This is a genomic window from Streptomyces sp. Mut1, from assembly GCF_030719295.1.
Lineage (GTDB): Bacteria > Actinomycetota > Actinomycetes > Streptomycetales > Streptomycetaceae > Streptomyces > Streptomyces castrisilvae.
The window spans coordinates 2,901,385-2,915,370 of the sequence record NZ_CP120997.1; the positions used below are offsets into that span (position 1 = coordinate 2,901,385).

At 70.2% G+C, this 13,986-nt stretch carries 15 protein-coding genes; 9 read left to right on the forward strand and 6 right to left on the reverse strand.

All coding sequences use genetic code 11. The features are described 5' to 3' along the window. The first annotated feature begins 72 nt into the window (after positions 1 to 72). The 7 genes from P8A18_RS12330 (at position 73) to P8A18_RS12360 (ending at position 3,965) form a co-directional block, all read left to right on the forward strand. Entirely contained in the window at positions 73 to 969 is an 897-nt protein-coding gene (locus P8A18_RS12330) for a helix-turn-helix domain-containing protein (RefSeq protein WP_306054139.1), read from the forward strand. A gap of 78 nt (positions 970 to 1,047) precedes the next feature. Continuing rightward, positions 1,048 to 1,239, forward strand: coding sequence for a hypothetical protein (locus P8A18_RS12335; protein WP_306054141.1), 192 nt, complete (start codon positions 1,048 to 1,050; stop codon positions 1,237 to 1,239). After that, a complete protein-coding gene (locus tag P8A18_RS12340; RefSeq protein WP_306054143.1) occupies positions 1,223 to 1,750 on the forward strand; it encodes a DUF6879 family protein in 528 nt (175 codons plus the stop codon). The genes P8A18_RS12335 and P8A18_RS12340 overlap by 17 nt, the downstream gene beginning before the upstream one ends. Then, a complete protein-coding gene (locus P8A18_RS12345; RefSeq protein WP_306060851.1) occupies positions 1,747 to 2,577 on the forward strand; it encodes a helix-turn-helix domain-containing protein in 831 nt (276 codons plus the stop codon). The genes P8A18_RS12340 and P8A18_RS12345 overlap by 4 nt, the downstream gene beginning before the upstream one ends. A 61-nt stretch (positions 2,578 to 2,638) precedes the next feature. Then, positions 2,639 to 3,079: a UCP032817 domain-containing protein gene (locus P8A18_RS12350; protein WP_306054145.1), complete on the forward strand. Its 441-nt coding sequence runs from the start codon at positions 2,639 to 2,641 to the stop codon at positions 3,077 to 3,079. A 66-nt stretch (positions 3,080 to 3,145) separates the two neighbouring features. Further along, positions 3,146 to 3,523: a hypothetical protein gene (locus P8A18_RS12355; protein WP_306054147.1), complete on the forward strand. Its 378-nt coding sequence runs from the start codon at positions 3,146 to 3,148 to the stop codon at positions 3,521 to 3,523. 88 nt (positions 3,524 to 3,611) lie between these two features. Then, positions 3,612 to 3,965 carry a hypothetical protein gene (locus tag P8A18_RS12360; protein ID WP_371933666.1) on the forward strand — a complete coding sequence of 118 codons (354 nt, stop codon included), beginning with the start codon at positions 3,612 to 3,614 and terminating at the stop codon, positions 3,963 to 3,965. 82 nt (positions 3,966 to 4,047) lie between these two features. Here the strand turns inward: P8A18_RS12360 and P8A18_RS12365 are convergent, their stop codons facing one another. The 4 genes from P8A18_RS12365 to P8A18_RS12380 form a co-directional block, all read right to left on the reverse strand. After that, the gene (locus P8A18_RS12365) at positions 4,048 to 5,664 is read right to left on the reverse strand and encodes a type 1 periplasmic-binding domain-containing protein (RefSeq protein WP_306054149.1); all 1,617 of its coding nucleotides are present in this window, start codon (positions 5,662 to 5,664) and stop codon (positions 4,048 to 4,050) included. A 5-nt stretch (positions 5,665 to 5,669) separates the two neighbouring features. Further along, entirely contained in the window at positions 5,670 to 7,736 is a 2,067-nt protein-coding gene (locus tag P8A18_RS12370) for an ATP-binding protein (RefSeq protein WP_306054151.1), read from the reverse strand. 117 nt (positions 7,737 to 7,853) lie between these two features. Continuing rightward, positions 7,854 to 8,840 (reverse strand): hypothetical protein, encoded by a 987-nt coding sequence (locus P8A18_RS12375; protein WP_306054153.1) that lies wholly within the window; start codon positions 8,838 to 8,840, stop codon positions 7,854 to 7,856. Positions 8,841 to 9,101: 261 nt separating this feature from the next. Beyond that, positions 9,102 to 10,259: an acyl-CoA dehydrogenase family protein gene (locus P8A18_RS12380; protein WP_306054155.1), complete on the reverse strand. Its 1,158-nt coding sequence runs from the start codon at positions 10,257 to 10,259 to the stop codon at positions 9,102 to 9,104. A 175-nt stretch (positions 10,260 to 10,434) separates the two neighbouring features. Between P8A18_RS12380 and P8A18_RS12385 the strand changes: the two genes are divergently transcribed. Beyond that, positions 10,435 to 11,778 (forward strand): UDP-glucose dehydrogenase family protein, encoded by a 1,344-nt coding sequence (locus tag P8A18_RS12385; protein ID WP_306054156.1) that lies wholly within the window; start codon positions 10,435 to 10,437, stop codon positions 11,776 to 11,778. A 10-nt stretch (positions 11,779 to 11,788) separates the two neighbouring features. Here the strand turns inward: P8A18_RS12385 and P8A18_RS12390 are convergent, their stop codons facing one another. Continuing rightward, positions 11,789 to 12,298: a CGNR zinc finger domain-containing protein gene (locus P8A18_RS12390; RefSeq protein WP_306054158.1), complete on the reverse strand. Its 510-nt coding sequence runs from the start codon at positions 12,296 to 12,298 to the stop codon at positions 11,789 to 11,791. A gap of 102 nt (positions 12,299 to 12,400) precedes the next feature. On the opposite strand from P8A18_RS12390, the gene P8A18_RS12395 reads away from it, so the two are divergent. Further along, entirely contained in the window at positions 12,401 to 12,760 is a 360-nt protein-coding gene (locus tag P8A18_RS12395; protein WP_306054160.1) for a VOC family protein, read from the forward strand. Positions 12,761 to 12,788: 28 nt separating this feature from the next. On the opposite strand, the gene P8A18_RS12400 is transcribed toward P8A18_RS12395, so the two are convergent. Beyond that, the gene (locus P8A18_RS12400; protein WP_306054162.1) at positions 12,789 to 13,985 is read right to left on the reverse strand and encodes a dipeptidase; all 1,197 of its coding nucleotides are present in this window, start codon (positions 13,983 to 13,985) and stop codon (positions 12,789 to 12,791) included. Position 13,986 lies beyond the last annotated feature (1 nt).

The window sequence follows — 13,986 nt, forward strand, 5'->3', positions numbered from 1 at the left end:
ACACAAGTCGGCCCCGACCGGGAAGCAAATCCCGGACGGGGCCTGACCACCGAGGAAGAAGAGACCTTCCCGATGACTGCCCAGCAGGTTATCGCGCCCCCGTGCGCCCCGCCCGGTCCTCCCGGCGACGTCACACCGACCTCCGGTGTCATTCACGTCAACACCCACCACGCGTCCGGCTTCACGGTCATCGGCAACCACCTGGCCCAGCACGACGCGCTCTCCCTCCTGGCGATCGGGCTCGCCGTCCACATCCAGTCGCTGCCCGAGGGCGCGAAGGTCGGCGTCAAGACGCTCGCGGCCCGCTTCCCGGAGAGCGAGATGCGCATCGCGGCGGCCCTGCGCGAGCTGGAGGCGGCGGGCTATCTGCGCCGCACCCGCGTACGCCTCCGGGACGGCCGCGTGGTGACGCGCACGGAGTCGCACAACCGGCCGGGCACCACCCCCGAGCGCCCCGCACCCCCAACGCGCCTCCAACCCCGGCCCGCCGCTGCCCCAACACCTCCGCCCATCCCCGCCTCTGCCCCTGCCCCTGCCCCTGCCCCCACAGCCACACCGCTCCCGGCACCGCTCCCCCAGCCCCGCACCCCTACCGACGCCCTCCACCGCACCGCCGCCCTGCTCCTGGCAGACCTCCGTCGCCACGCTGGCGAACTGACCCTCTCCGAGGCGGACATCGCAGCCCTCGCCCCGGGGGTCGCCACCTGGCTGGAGCGCGACGCGCACCCCGACACCATCCGCCGCGCCCTCACCACGGGCCTCCCGGCACCGGTCACACACCCGGCGCGGCTGCTCCGCCACCGGATCACGACCCTCCTGCCACCCCCGCTCCCGGCCCCCGCGGACCTCACCCCGCAACGTCCGGCCCCCACCGTCATCCCCCTCCAGAACTGCGACGACTGCAACCGCGCCTTCCGCGCCCCAGAACCGGGCCCCTGCCGCGACTGCCGGACCGGCGGTTTCCAGTAACGGAAACTCAACCCTCTTGCTCCCTGGCAACGGGACAAGCAAGCATCGGATCACCGCACTCGTCCCTAAGGAGACTCCGTGAAGCTGACACGACTGGTGGGCCAGTGCGACGAGGGCGAGTGCCCTGCGATCTACGCCACGGACCGGGGAACACTTGCCGTCCAGGGAAGCCGTTTAGCCGACCACGGGCTGAATGTTCCCGCTCACGAGACGCTGGTGGAAATTCCGGTCGAGCTCATCCGAAAGGCCATGCGTGACAACCTCATCTAAGTCCATCGGAAACTGGCTCGCCGACTTCGAACGAGAAGCCTTCCGGCTCGAGACTCTGGACGATTACAGCAAATCGGGCGGCATGGAGGCATACCAAGCATTTCTGGCCGGAGAGCCGCAGCCGGAGAGTTACAGAACAGCCGGCTGGATCACAACGGTCGGGAACGCGGTCCGGTCAGGGAAGCGGATCTATCGCGTACACGTTCTCGCCCGCCCGCTGACGGATTATCTGCGCTTCGAGCTGTCCTGGGGATACCGCCGCAACATGACCGCCGGTGAGGAGTTCTACATCCTGGATACCACCGTCCAGGGAAACCCCATCGCGGATGCACCGGATTTCTGGATGTTCGACGAGCGGGCTGTCGGGACGATGAGCTACACGCAGGACGGCGGGTATACCGGCTCCGAATTCGTCGGAGAGGACCGACTGCCGGATTTCCTGACGTTCAGGGACACGGCGATGGAACACGCCGTTCCCTTCGCTGAATGGTGGTCGAAATACGGCGAGTGAATAAATACAGCCTTGGGCCGGCGCTGCGGGAACTGCGGGAGTCTTCCGGACTCGAAGCAAAAGCAGTTGCCCGTGGTGCTGCCATGTCCCGGTCCAAGTTGTCGAAGATCGAGAACGGAAACACGGCTCCGAGTGTCACCGATGTCGACTGCATCCTCACCGCCATAGGCGTATCGGACGAGGTGAAGGCCGAGTACATGGCTACGGCCAGGGAAGCGGCGACGGAAGCCACGGCATGGCGGCTGATTCGGCGGCTGGGCTACAGCCGCAAACAGCAGCAGGTTCAGGCCATCGAATCACAGACCACACTGCTGCGCCTGTTCCAGCCCTCTCTCGTCCCCGGCCTGCTCCAGACACCCGAATACGTGCGGGCGGTCTTCGCTCGACGGAACTTGAGCGAAGCACAGTTGGAACGCACGATCGGCGCAAGACTGGCGCGGCAGGGTGTCCTGTACTCAGAAGGCAAAACCTTCCGTTTCATCATCACGGAGCCGGTTCTGCGATGGCGGATCGTTCCACCCTTGGTGCTGGTCGGACAGCTCGATCGAATCATTTCGGCATCCCGACTGCCCAATGTGGACATCAGGGTCGTCGAATTGTCTGCCCCGCAGCATGATTTTCCCGGGCACTCGTTCTCGATCAAAGATGACCGAACGGTAGCCATCGAGACGGTCCACGCGGAAACGGTGGTGACCGATCCCAGGGACATCGCACTGTACGTATCCAAGTTCGAGGGGTTCAGCGCGGCCGCCTGTTCCGGTGAAGAGATGCGAGCGCTGGTCGGAAAGATCCGGGACGATCTTTTGCGCGAACAGGAAACCGCCTAGAAACCGGCCCCGCACCCGGTCACGATGAGGTGTCGATTCCCGAAGTGACGAAGGGTGCGCCATGACAACCACGATGGAAACTTCTGTCGCCTTGCGGCGCGGACGGGATCTCCTCGATCCCGAACTGTTCGAGAAGGTGTCCGAATTCTGTGCCGCGGAGTACGGGCACGAGATGTGCACGGCCCGAAATGTCGTGGACCAAGCCCTTGCCTTCCTCAAGGTCATGGGCGACGCCCGCGCGTTCGACATGACCCCGTCCCGGATCGTCGACCCGGGCTGGCATTCGTTCGCGCTTCACACCCGCGCCTACGCCGCCTGGTGTCAGGAGCAGTTCGGCTACTTCCTGGATCACGAACCGGGGGCCACCGTCCGCACACGCCCGCTGATCGGCTCCGTCGTGGAGCGGGTCAAGGCAGCCGGCTTCTACGTCGACGAGCGGATGTGGGGCGTGGCGAAGGACTGCAATCCTCCAACCTGTTGCGGTGACGGCGACGGTTGCTGAGCAAAGGTGCCGCCCACGGCATCCGGCGGCGGGCTGACCGGCAGCAGCAGAGTGACCGTGTACGTCATGTTCGGCGTGGTCTTCGGGTACGCCACCCATCACCTCGACGAACGCCGGCTCGGAGACGTCGCCGTTGTCGGCCCCCTGACTCCCGGGGTCGAGTGGGGACGCCTGTGGCAGATGGCCCGCCACTGCGGACGCCCCACGGCCGGCGAGACCGAACTGGCCCAATGGATGCTGACACAAGCCACTCGGGCGTTCGTGTGCGGCAGCGACCGCATCGCTCACTTCCAGGAACAAAGGTGGAAGTTGGAACCCGGCGGCAAGTGCGTTCGCTTCAACTCGACGTATGCCAACCGCGATCAGCTCTGGACGGGAAACATGGCCATTGACGGGCTCGCCCCCGACCAGATCTCGGAACGACACACGCTCTACCCAGCCTGACCGCGCCTTCCGCGGGACCTCGCGGCCGGCCCTCACACACGCAGACAATCCCGACGTCGGTGCCATACTGAAAACGCTGTCCGCAGCATTGCGGGACGCGCCCGAGAACATCACCGACCCCATCGTCGAACTCACCGCACAGGGTCTGGGCAGCCGCCCGGCCGCGCAACAGTGGAGGAACCTGGTGGCCGTGGACACCTCTTTCTACAAGTCCTTCATGTCGGAAGAAATCAGGGACGAGGGCCGCACAGAAGGCCGGGCGGAAGGCCGGGCGGAAGGCCGGGCGGAAAGCCTCCTGCTGATTCTCGGCGTACGCGGCATCGCCGTCACCGACTCGATCCGCGAGCAGATCACCACCTGCACCGACCCCGAGATCCTGCACGAGTGGCTCCAACGCGCCGCCACGGCGTCCTCGGCCGAGGAAGTCTTCCGCGCTCCGTGAGCGGACAGCCCTCGGCGACGCCATGGCCGAGCCGGCCCGCCCCCGCGCGGGGGCGGGCCGAGCAAGGACCTCGGCGGGCCGCTCAGGGGCAGGAGCCGTCGAAGTCGTCCTCGTAGGTGCGGTACACCGGGGCGGGCTTGGCGCCCTTGCCCGCGGTGGGCGCGGTGGGGTACTCGATGACGGGCACGGGCTTGCAGACGGCCCACTTGCGGGTGTCCGGGGAATCGTCGAAGCCGAAGGTGCCACTGGCTCCGCGCACACAGTTGACGCAGCTCGCGCCGGTCTCGGTGCCCAGGATGTTCATGTTGACGACGGTGTTGTACACGTCGTCGTGGTTGGGCAGGTCAACGGCTGCCGGCTCGTCGCCCTTCGGGTCCTCCCCTTCTCCGTTGATGTCGTCGTACGCCCGGTCGGTGGCCTGGGCGAGCACCGTGAAGGCGTCGTGGTACATGACCGCATAGCCGTCGTCCAGGGGCTTCGCACCCCATGCCTGGGCGTCCGGCAGGCGCTTGCGGAGCTTCTCGAAGTACTCCAGGAAGCCCCGGGGCCCGGCCGTGAGGCGGTCGGCGCTCTCCCAGGACAGGGTGTCGACCGAGGCCGCGCCGACGAGGGTGATCCGGGAGTCACGCAGGTGTGCGGTGATGTCCGGCCCGGTCGACTCGGGGTCCATGCCGATTCCCACCTTGAGGATGCGGGTCGGCTGGTCGTGGGTGCAGGAGGGCTCGCTCGCCAGACGGTTCACCAGATGGGGCAGGTCGTGATCACGGCCCGCGAAGAACACCGTGTCCGCCTTGGTCAGGCAGATGCTCCGGGCCACGTCGGCGAAGCGCTGCGGGACGCCCTTGTCGTCACCTATGAGTCCGAGATAGGACGCCTGGCGCTGCTTCAGCCCGTACTTCTCGCCGAAGTGCTTGAGGAAGACGTCCCTCAGATCCGCCGAGTAGCTGTCGCGCTCCCGCCGGTCGGACACCAGGAAGCCGGTTCCGCCCCCCGGCTTCCTCTCCAGGTACGCGTCCAGTGCCCGCACCAGGAGGTCGTTCGACGGCGAGGTCTTGAAGAAGTACCCGGCCTGCATCGTGGTCGACGTGAGTATCGGGCCGATCGTCGGAATCCGGTGCGCGGAAAGCGCGTTGGCGGCAGCGAGCGTGTCGGGATTGCTGTTGGGCATGCCGAACACGCCGACGAGCGGCGACTCCTTGTCGGCGGCCATCGGCGCCAGCCGGTCGACGACGGGCCGCCAGTGGTCGAGGTTCTTGCCGTCATCGGCCAGCAGCAGCTGGTAGTGGGGCCCGGCCTGTGCGTTCGCCCGGAGCTGTGCCACATGGGCGCCCACCAGGGCGCGGGCGATCTGCGCCGTACTCATCGCGCTCGTGGCGTCCGTGGTGAACGGCATCATCAGGGCGATCCGCACGTAGGGGATGCGCGCCCGGCCGTTCTCGGGGTCCTTCCACCCCTTCTCCACGCGGTCGTTCTCGTCCGCCACGGCCTTGATCAGGCTCTTCAGCTCCGGGTCACCGTCCAGGACTCCCGCGGTGACGCCGACGCACTCCTTCGCCGCCTCCTCGAAGCCGTCACCGCATTTCTCCGGCAGCATCCGTACGACCGCGAAAGCGGCTGCCGCGAGCAGGAGGACGCCCACGGCCAGGGCGATGACCTTGTCCGCCGGGCCCATGGCCCGGTTCCTGAAACGCTCCAGCACAGTTCTCACTCCTCGCCGCGGAGAGGGCCGCGTCCGTAGTCCGGTCCGTACGTGGGCCAGGGCCTGCGCTCACGTACGGCGGCGGGCCAGGAGCGTGCCGCCTCGTTGAGCACCACGCGGCCCGACGGATGACGCATCGACAGGAAGGCCAGTTCGGCGCCGATGTCCTCGCACAGGTCGTCCATCGGTTCCGCGTACGTCTCGGACAGGTACCAGAGAGCGTGCAGCAGCCGGTTGACGGACCGGTGTATGTCGTCGGCGTCCTCGTACAGGTGGTCGTGCGCACCCCGGGCGATCTCCGCACGGTGGTCGGCCCACTCCGACCGGGGAGGATGCGGGGCCGAGGCGACGTGGGGCAGTGCCTCCAGCCAGCGGCCGGCGGGCCAGCTCCCGAAGTAGTCGGTCAGCTTGCCCACCACCGGCTCCGCGTCGCCGATGGCGAGCTCGTGCCGCAGGACGTCCGGCTCGTGACCGGCCCCGCGCTCCTCGTGATGCTGCCGCAGGAGGCCGTGCAGGTCCGCCCAGCGCCGTCCCGGCCCGGCCTCGGCGCAGGTCCGGCGGGCCTCGTGGACCAGCAGGGCCCGCAGGAAGGGGTCGGCCACGAAACCCGCGTCCGGACCGGGCGCCTCCCCGTCCACCGCCTCCGGCGCACCGTCGGCCCAGTGCTCCTCCACCAGATAGCGGGCCGCCGTGGGAAGCCCCGCGCCCGGGAGCCCGCCGTCGGCGAGCACGGCGGCCGTGGTCAGCACCTGTGCGGCGGCCCGGTCACGGGCCAGGGCGAGCGGTGCCAGGTGGGCGCGCAGCTGGGGCTGGGGCACCAGCCGCTCCAGCAGCACCTCACCGGCGGGCCGGCCCTCCGCGACGGGCAGGTCGAGCAGGGACTCGGGGGCGACGGGGTCCTGGGCGCGGACGACCGCCTCGCACAGCACCCGGCTGCCCTGCGGATGGCCGCGCGTGAGGGAGTACAGGGCGGACGGAAGGTGGCGGGGCAGCGGCCCCCTGGCCTCGTCGAGCATCAGCAGCAGGTCGCCACGGCCCAGCGGAGACAGCGCGGCCGTCAGTACCCCGGCGGACGGGGAGGACGCGACGGTGCGTGCCCAGCCGGACTCGTGGATGAGTGCGGGCAGGTCCCGGACCGTCGCGTCCGGATAGAGTGCCTCGCCGCTCCCCAGCCGGGTCGCCACGACGACCAGGGGGTCCTGGACGCCTGGACCGGGCACCGACCGGTGGTCGAGCAGCAGGCCGACGAAGCGCCGCCCGGCGGCGGTGTGCGCGTTGTCGATCAGGGCCAGGGGCCGGGGGGCCCGGTTGACCCGCTGCCACCGCCCGTAGGCGTCGGCGAGGTCTTCGAGGAACGCCGCGGTCAGTGTGCGCTCGACGGCGTCGCGGAAGTCGCCCCCCTGGTGGAAGCGGAGGCTCAGCCGGATCAGGGCGTCCACCGCGTCCTCGGAACCGCTGGAACGGCTCCGGTACCACCGCTGCACCGACTTCTCGGCGCGACCGCGCGCGTGCCGGCCGAAGTACTGCTGCACGACCGCCTCGGTGACGGGGGCGAGATCGTGCTGCCGCCGGTCCGGGTCCGCGAGGCGTTCACTGACGTCGTACGTCCAGTCGGTGCCCTCCCCCTCCGTTCCCCCCGCGGCCTTCGTCAGGCCGCAGGCGACGAGCAGGCGCCCGATCCGGTTACGGGCCAGCGCCTGCTGCTCCTGGTCACCGCGGTGCCAGCTGGACACGGCGAACAGTCCCGGCAGCAGGCGGGAGAAGCGGAGCCGCGCCGCCCCCGGCACGGCCGGTGCCAGTCCGCAGACCAGCTGCTCCAGGATCTCGACCACCGCCGAGGTGTTGGCCGCCGCGGGGCCGGACCGGTGTGCCCGTTCGACCTGCGCGGCGTCGACCCTGCCCAGGGGAATCCGCCCGCGGTAGGAGTCGTCCAGGGCGTCAAGTACCGCCGTCCTGCCCATTCCGTGGCTCCCGCAGAGCAACGTCACCGGCAGGTCGTCCCGGTGTTCCTGGGGGACCAGTTCCCGCCGGTCGGGCGCCATGCCCACCAGCCGGGGAACCAGTCCTCGCAAGATCGCGTCCCGTGCGTACAAAGGCGTCCGCATCGCCCGTCCCCCCGTTCTGCCGTCCTTCTCCGTTCTGCGCGGCCCCCGCTCCACGTGTCCGCCGCGGTGCGTCCCTGCCGGGCGTCAGCCCCCGAGCATCCTCCCGAGCGCCTGGCCGACCGCGTCCATGAGGAGCTGCCGGCCGACCGTGTCGGGGGCGGAGGCGAGGCAGCCCCTGATCCGTTCCATGAGGCCGCGCTGCCGGTCCGGGGGCGGCTCGTCGTCGGGATCACCGCCGCCCCCCAGCGCGTTCGCGCTGCGCAGCAGGGACGCGAGCGATTCCGCGTCGAGGTCGAGCGCCGGCGCCAGCTCCGTGATGAGGCGGGCGAGACCACCGGGCGGGAGCGCGGTGTGCATCTCGATCGAGGTGTGCACGCTGTGGTCGGAGTCGCCCTGCGTGAGGTGCTCTATCGTTCCGGCCTCTATGTGGGTGTGCTGGGTCGGCCGGCGGTACTCACGCTGCCGCGCCACATACGCGCCGACGTCCGCGACGCCGGCCAGCACGACCGCCACGCCCTGCGAGGTGAGCGTCACGTGCGAACCGACGTCGTGGTGGAACGGCGGCCCCTCGCAGGTGATCAGGTCCTCGTCGGCCAGATAGCTGAGGGCTCGGGCGACCTCGCTGCGGGAGAGGGCGTCGCCGAGGAAGAAGACGTCCGGCGAGTCGAGGAAGCCGCTGATCCGCAGGGGCTGCCGGTGCGCGTTGGCATGGGCCCAGTGCAGTACGGCCCGTGCCGCGTGGCGCGTCCGCTCGGCGGCGTTCGCGCGCAGGGCCTGGAGACGGCGGGCGCGGGCCGCCCCGGCGGCCCGGAGGGTGACCACGGGGGCCCCGGTCCCCGGGCCCGGACCGCCGACGGTCTCGATCAGTTCCTCGGCGCACAGATGGTCGACCAGGAGCCCGACGGCGCTCATGGGAATGCTCTGGAGGGAGCCGAACCCCGCACAGGAGACGTGCCGGTCCAGCCCGCCCTCCGCCCTGTCCCAGACCCACAGCAGAAGGCGGGGGCCGTACCTGTCGACGTACGCGTCGAGGGCGTCGTGGCCGGGTAACGCCGGTGGAGGATCTGACACAGACGGGGTCCTGTTCATACTGGTGTTCAACGGCTCAGCTGCCGCACCTACCCCGGTTTCACTTCTCTAATCAGCTTCACCTCACGTGCCCCTGATTCAACTTCGTTACGAAAAAGCGGAGTTGACGATTCGGCCGCTGTCGCTCCGGGCGCGGAACCACGTCCGACAGCGCGGCCCCCGGCGAGAGCCGGGGGCCGCGCTGTCGGTACGGGAGGGGGCGGTTCCGCCCGCTGTCACGCTCGGCGACGGCGGAAGGGGACCTCAGGGCAGGTTCCGCGCCATGACGATCCGCTGGACCTGATTCGTGCCTTCATAGATCTGCGTGATCTTGGCGTCGCGCATCATCCGCTCCACCGGGTAGTCCCGCGTGTAGCCGTAGCCGCCGAGGAGCTGGACCGCGTCCGTCGTGACCTCCATGGCGACGTCGGAGGCGAAGCACTTGGCCGCGGCGCCGAAGAAGGTGAGGTCGCCGTCGAGGCGCTCGGACTTGGCGGCGGCCGAGTAGGTGAGCTGGCGGGCCGCCTCCAGCTTCATGGCCATGTCCGCGAGCATGAACTGCACGCCCTGGAAGTCGCCGATCGGCTTGCCGAACTGCTTGCGCTCCTGGACGTAGCCCTTGGCGTAGTCCAGCGCGCCCTGGGCGACGCCGAGGGCCTGGGCGGCGATCGTGATGCGGGTGTGGTCCAGGGTCTTCATCGCGGTGGCGAAGCCCGTGCCCTCCTCGCCGATCATGCGGTCGGCGGGGATGCGGACGTTGTCGAAGTAGACCTCGCGCGTCGGGGAGCCCTTGATGCCGAGCTTCTTCTCCGGGGCGCCGAAGGAGACGCCCTCGTCCGACTTCTCGACGACGAAGGCGGAGATGCCCTTGGAGCGCTTGGTCGGGTCGGTGACCGCCATGACCGTGTAGTACTCGGAGACGCCCGCGTTGGTGATCCAGCGCTTCACGCCGTTGAGGACCCAGAAGTCGCCGTCGCGTACCGCGCGGGTCTTCATGCCGGCCGCGTCGGAGCCCGCGTCCGGCTCGGAGAGGCAGTACGAGAACATGCCGTCGCCCTTGGCCAGCGGGCCCAGGTACTTCTTCTTCAGGGCCTCGGAGCCGGAGAGGACGACGGGGAGCGAGCCGAGCTTGTTCACGGCCGGGATCAGGGAGGAGGAGACGCAGGCGCGGGCCACCTCCTCGATCACGATGACCGTGGCGAGCGCGTCGGCGCCGGCGCCGCCGTACTCCTCCGGGACGTGGACCGCGTGCAGGTCGGCGGCGGTGAGGGCGTCCAGCGCCTCCTGCGGGAAGCGGGCCTCCTCGTCGACCGCGGCCGCGAACGGGGCGATCTTCGCCTCGGCGAGCGCACGCACCGTCTCACGGAGCATCTCGTGCTCCTCGGCCGGACGGTACAGGTCGAAATCGGTCGAACCCGCCAAGACGCTCACTCCCCAGGGTGCTAACTACCGTTAAGTAACCCAATTTTAGGCGCCCTCCCCGCCCCCGGCATACGCGCTGGGGCCGTGAGCTTCGCGACAGCCGGAAATGGGAGGTTCCAAGGGCAGGACTATGCTCGTTCACCGCACGTCTGTCCGCATCTCACAGGAGCACTACATGGCCCTCAGGATCACCGTGATCGGCACCGGCTACCTGGGCGCCACACACGCCGCGGCCATGGCGGAGCTGGGGTTCGAGGTCCTCGGGCTGGACATCGTGCCCGAGAAGATCGAGATGCTGTCCGCCGGCCGGGTCCCGATGTACGAGCCGGGTCTTGAGGAGATGCTGAAGCGGCACGTCGCCGGCATCGAGGGCGCCACCGGACGGCTGCGGTTCACCACCTCCTGGGAAGAGGTCGCCGAGTTCGGCGATGTGCACTTCGTCTGCACCAATACGCCGCAGAAGCACGGCGAGTACGCCTGCGACATGTCCTACGTCGAGAGCGCCTTCCACTCGCTCGCCCCGCTGCTGACCCGGCCCGCCCTCGTCGTCGGCAAGTCCACCGTGCCCGTCGGCTCCGCCGCCCGCCTCGCCGCCCGCCTCGCGGAGCTGGCCCCCGTGGGCGCCGACGCCGAGCTGGCGTGGAACCCGGAGTTCCTGCGCGAGGGCTTCGCCGTCGACGACACCCTGCACCCGGACCGGATCGTCGTCGGCGTGACGAGCGAGCGGGCCGAGAAGCTGCTGCGCGAGGTGTACGCCGTACCGGTCGGCGAGGGCTCCCCGTTCGTCGTGACGGACTTCCCGACCGCCGAGCTGGTGAAGACCGCCGCCAACTCCTTCCTCGCCACCAAGATCTCCTTCATCAACGCCATGGCCGAGGTCTGCGAGGCCGCCGACGGCGACGTGGTGAAGCTCGCCGAGGCGATCGGCCACGACGAGCGCATCGGGAAGAAGTTCCTGCGGGCCGGTATCGGCTTCGGCGGCGGCTGCCTGCCCAAGGACATCCGCGCCTTCATGGCCCGCGCCGGCGAGCTGGGCGCCGACCAGGCACTGACGTTCCTGCGCGAGGTCGACTCGATCAACATGCGCCGCCGCGGCCACATGGTCGAGCTGGCCCGCGAGGCCGTCGGCGGCGACTCCTTCCTCGGCAAGCGGGTCGCCGTGCTGGGCGCCACGTTCAAGCCGGACTCGGACGACGTACGCGACTCCCCCGCGCTCAACGTCGCCGGTCAGATCCACCTCCAGGGCGGCCAGGTCACCGTCTTCGACCCCAAGGGCATGGACAACGCCCGCCGTCTCTTCCCCACCCTCGGGTACGCGGACACCGCCCTGGACGCGGTGCGCGGCGCCGACGTCGTGCTGCACCTGACGGAGTGGCGCGAATTCCGCGAGCTGGACCCGGAGGCGCTCGGCACCGTGGCGGGCCGCCGGATCATCCTCGACGGGCGCAACGCGCTCGACCCCACCGTGTGGCGCGAGGCCGGCTGGACCTACCGGGCGATGGGCCGCCCGACCGCCTGAGCCACCCGGATCAGCCGCGCCTCGCGCGGTACGTACGCATCTTCGCGCGGGCGCCGCACACCGACATCGAGCACCACCTGCGGCGCCCCGCCGGGCTGCGGTCGTAGTACGCCCACCGGCAGTCCGCCGCCTCGCACACCTTGAGCCTGGCCCAGGTGCCGTCGGCCGAGGCCGCGGCGATGGCGGCCGCGACCCTCGCCGTCAGGCCGGGCGGCTCCTCCACCGGCCGCAGCGCCGCCGCACCCGCCACGTCCACGGTCACCCGCAGCGGTGCCCCCGCGAGCAGCCGGTCCAGCGCGAAGTCGCCCTCACCCTCGTCGCGGTGGCCCGCGTGGGCCAGGCAGACCTCGCGCAGCGCCTCGCGCAGGACGTGGGCCGCCGGGACGTCCGGCTCCGCGAGGGCGAACGCGGCGCGCCCCTCCGCCGTGTCGAGGGTGTCCGCGCCGGTCTCGACGTCCAGGGTGTTGACCAGCGCTTCGACCAGCGCGAGCCCACCGGGCGCGGAATCCCTCTCATTCATGGTTGCGACGGTACCTCCGGTACGGCAGCATGCAGTCACGGTTACCGGTTGAGCGCTTTAAGCGGTAACCACCTGTCCGTAGTCTGCCCGAGGAGAAGCAACATGGCTGTGGCCGCACTGGGTGCCGTCGTCCTGGACTGCCCCGACCCCGTCGCCCTGGCGAACTTCTACGCCGCGCTGCTCGGCGGCGAGGTCGAGCAGCAGGAGGACTGGGTGGACCTCACGGGGATCACCGGCACCCCGCTCGCCTTCCAGGCAGCGCCCGGCTTCGTACCGCCGAAGTGGCCGCGCCCCGACGCCTCGCAGCAGTTCCACCTGGATCTGACCGTGGCGGATCTGGACGCGGCGGAGCGCGAGGTGCTGGCGCTGGGCGCGACGGTGCTGGAGGCGGAGGACCGGGAGCGGTCCTTCCGGGTGTACGCCGACCCGGCGGGGCACCCGTTCTGTCTCTGCGCCTGTTAGGGAGCGTTGAGGACGCCCCGGTGTGCGCTCAGGCCGCCGGGGCGTCCAGCTGTTCGATGGTGGCGTGCGACGGGCCGCGGCGCGTGCGCAGGTCCCGCGCCACGTCCTCGGCGGCGCGCAGCACCCGTACCGCGTTCTGCCAGGTGAGCTTGGCCAGGTCGGCGGCGGACCAGCCGCGGCCCAGCAGCTCCGCGATCAGGTTCGGGTAGCCGGCGACGCTCTCCAGGCCCTCGGGGAGGAACGCGGTCCCGTCGTAGTCGCCGCCGATGCCGATGTGGCCGATGCCCGCGACCTCGCGCATGTGGTCGAGGTGGTCGGCGATGGTGGCCACGGTGGCCTTCGGGCGGGGGTTCGCCGCCTCGAACGCGGCGTGCACCTTCATCGCGCGCTCGGTGGTGTCCAGGTGGTGCAGCCCGTTGGCGCGCAGGTTCTCGTCGGCGGCGTGCGTCCAGGCGACGGCCTCCGGCAGGACGAACTTCGGTACGAAGGTGGCCATCGCGATGCCGCCGTTGGCCGGGAGCTGGGCCAGGACGTCGTCGGGGATGTTGCGCGGGTGGTCGCAGACGGCCCGGGACGAGGAGTGCGAGAACATCACCGGGGCCGTGGAGGTGGCGAGCGCGTCGCGCATGGTCGTCGCCGCGACGTGCGAGAGGTCGACCAGCATGCCGGTGCGGTTCATCTCCCGTACGACCTCGTGGCCGAACGGCGAGAGGCCGCCGACACCGGGTTCGTCGGTCGCCGAGTCCGCCCAGGCGATGTTGTCGTTGTGGGTGAGCGTCATGTAGCGGACGCCGAGCGCGTACGGACCGCGCAGGGTGCCCAGCGAGTTGTCGATGGAGTGGCCGCCCTCGGCGCCCATCAGGGAGGCGATCCGGCCCTCGGCGCGGGCCGCCTCCATGTCGTCGGCGGTCAGGGCGCGGCGCAGGTCGGCGGGGTAGCGGTCGAGCAGTTCGGCGACGGCGTCGATCTGTTCCAGGGTGGCGCTGACGGCGGCGTCGCCCGCCAGGTCGGACCGTACGTAGACGGACCAGAACTGGGCGCCGACACCCCCGGCGCGCAGCCGGGGGATGTCGGTGTGCAGGTGGGCCGACTGGTCGCCCGCGATGTCGCGGGCGGCCAGGTCGTAGCCGACCTGTTCGCGCAGCGCCCACGGCAGGTCGTTGTGGCCGTCGACCACGGGGTGCTCGGCGAGGAGCTGCCGTGCCTGGTCCAGTCGGTCCGTCATG

Coding starts and splice junctions, on each gene's coding strand:
- P8A18_RS12390 (WP_306054158.1), bottom strand. CDS start 12,298: ATGAATGAGAGGGATTCCGCGCCCGGTGGGCTCGCGCTGGTCGAAGCG.
- P8A18_RS12395 (WP_306054160.1), top strand. CDS start 12,401: ATGGCTGTGGCCGCACTGGGTGCCGTCGTCCTGGACTGCCCCGACCCC.
- P8A18_RS12400 (WP_306054162.1), bottom strand. CDS start 13,985: ATGACGGACCGACTGGACCAGGCACGGCAGCTCCTCGCCGAGCACCCC.
- P8A18_RS12385 (WP_306054156.1), top strand. CDS start 10,435: ATGGCCCTCAGGATCACCGTGATCGGCACCGGCTACCTGGGCGCCACA.
- P8A18_RS12350 (WP_306054145.1), top strand. CDS start 2,639: ATGACAACCACGATGGAAACTTCTGTCGCCTTGCGGCGCGGACGGGAT.
- P8A18_RS12355 (WP_306054147.1), top strand. CDS start 3,146: ATGTTCGGCGTGGTCTTCGGGTACGCCACCCATCACCTCGACGAACGC.
- P8A18_RS12330 (WP_306054139.1), top strand. CDS start 73: ATGACTGCCCAGCAGGTTATCGCGCCCCCGTGCGCCCCGCCCGGTCCT.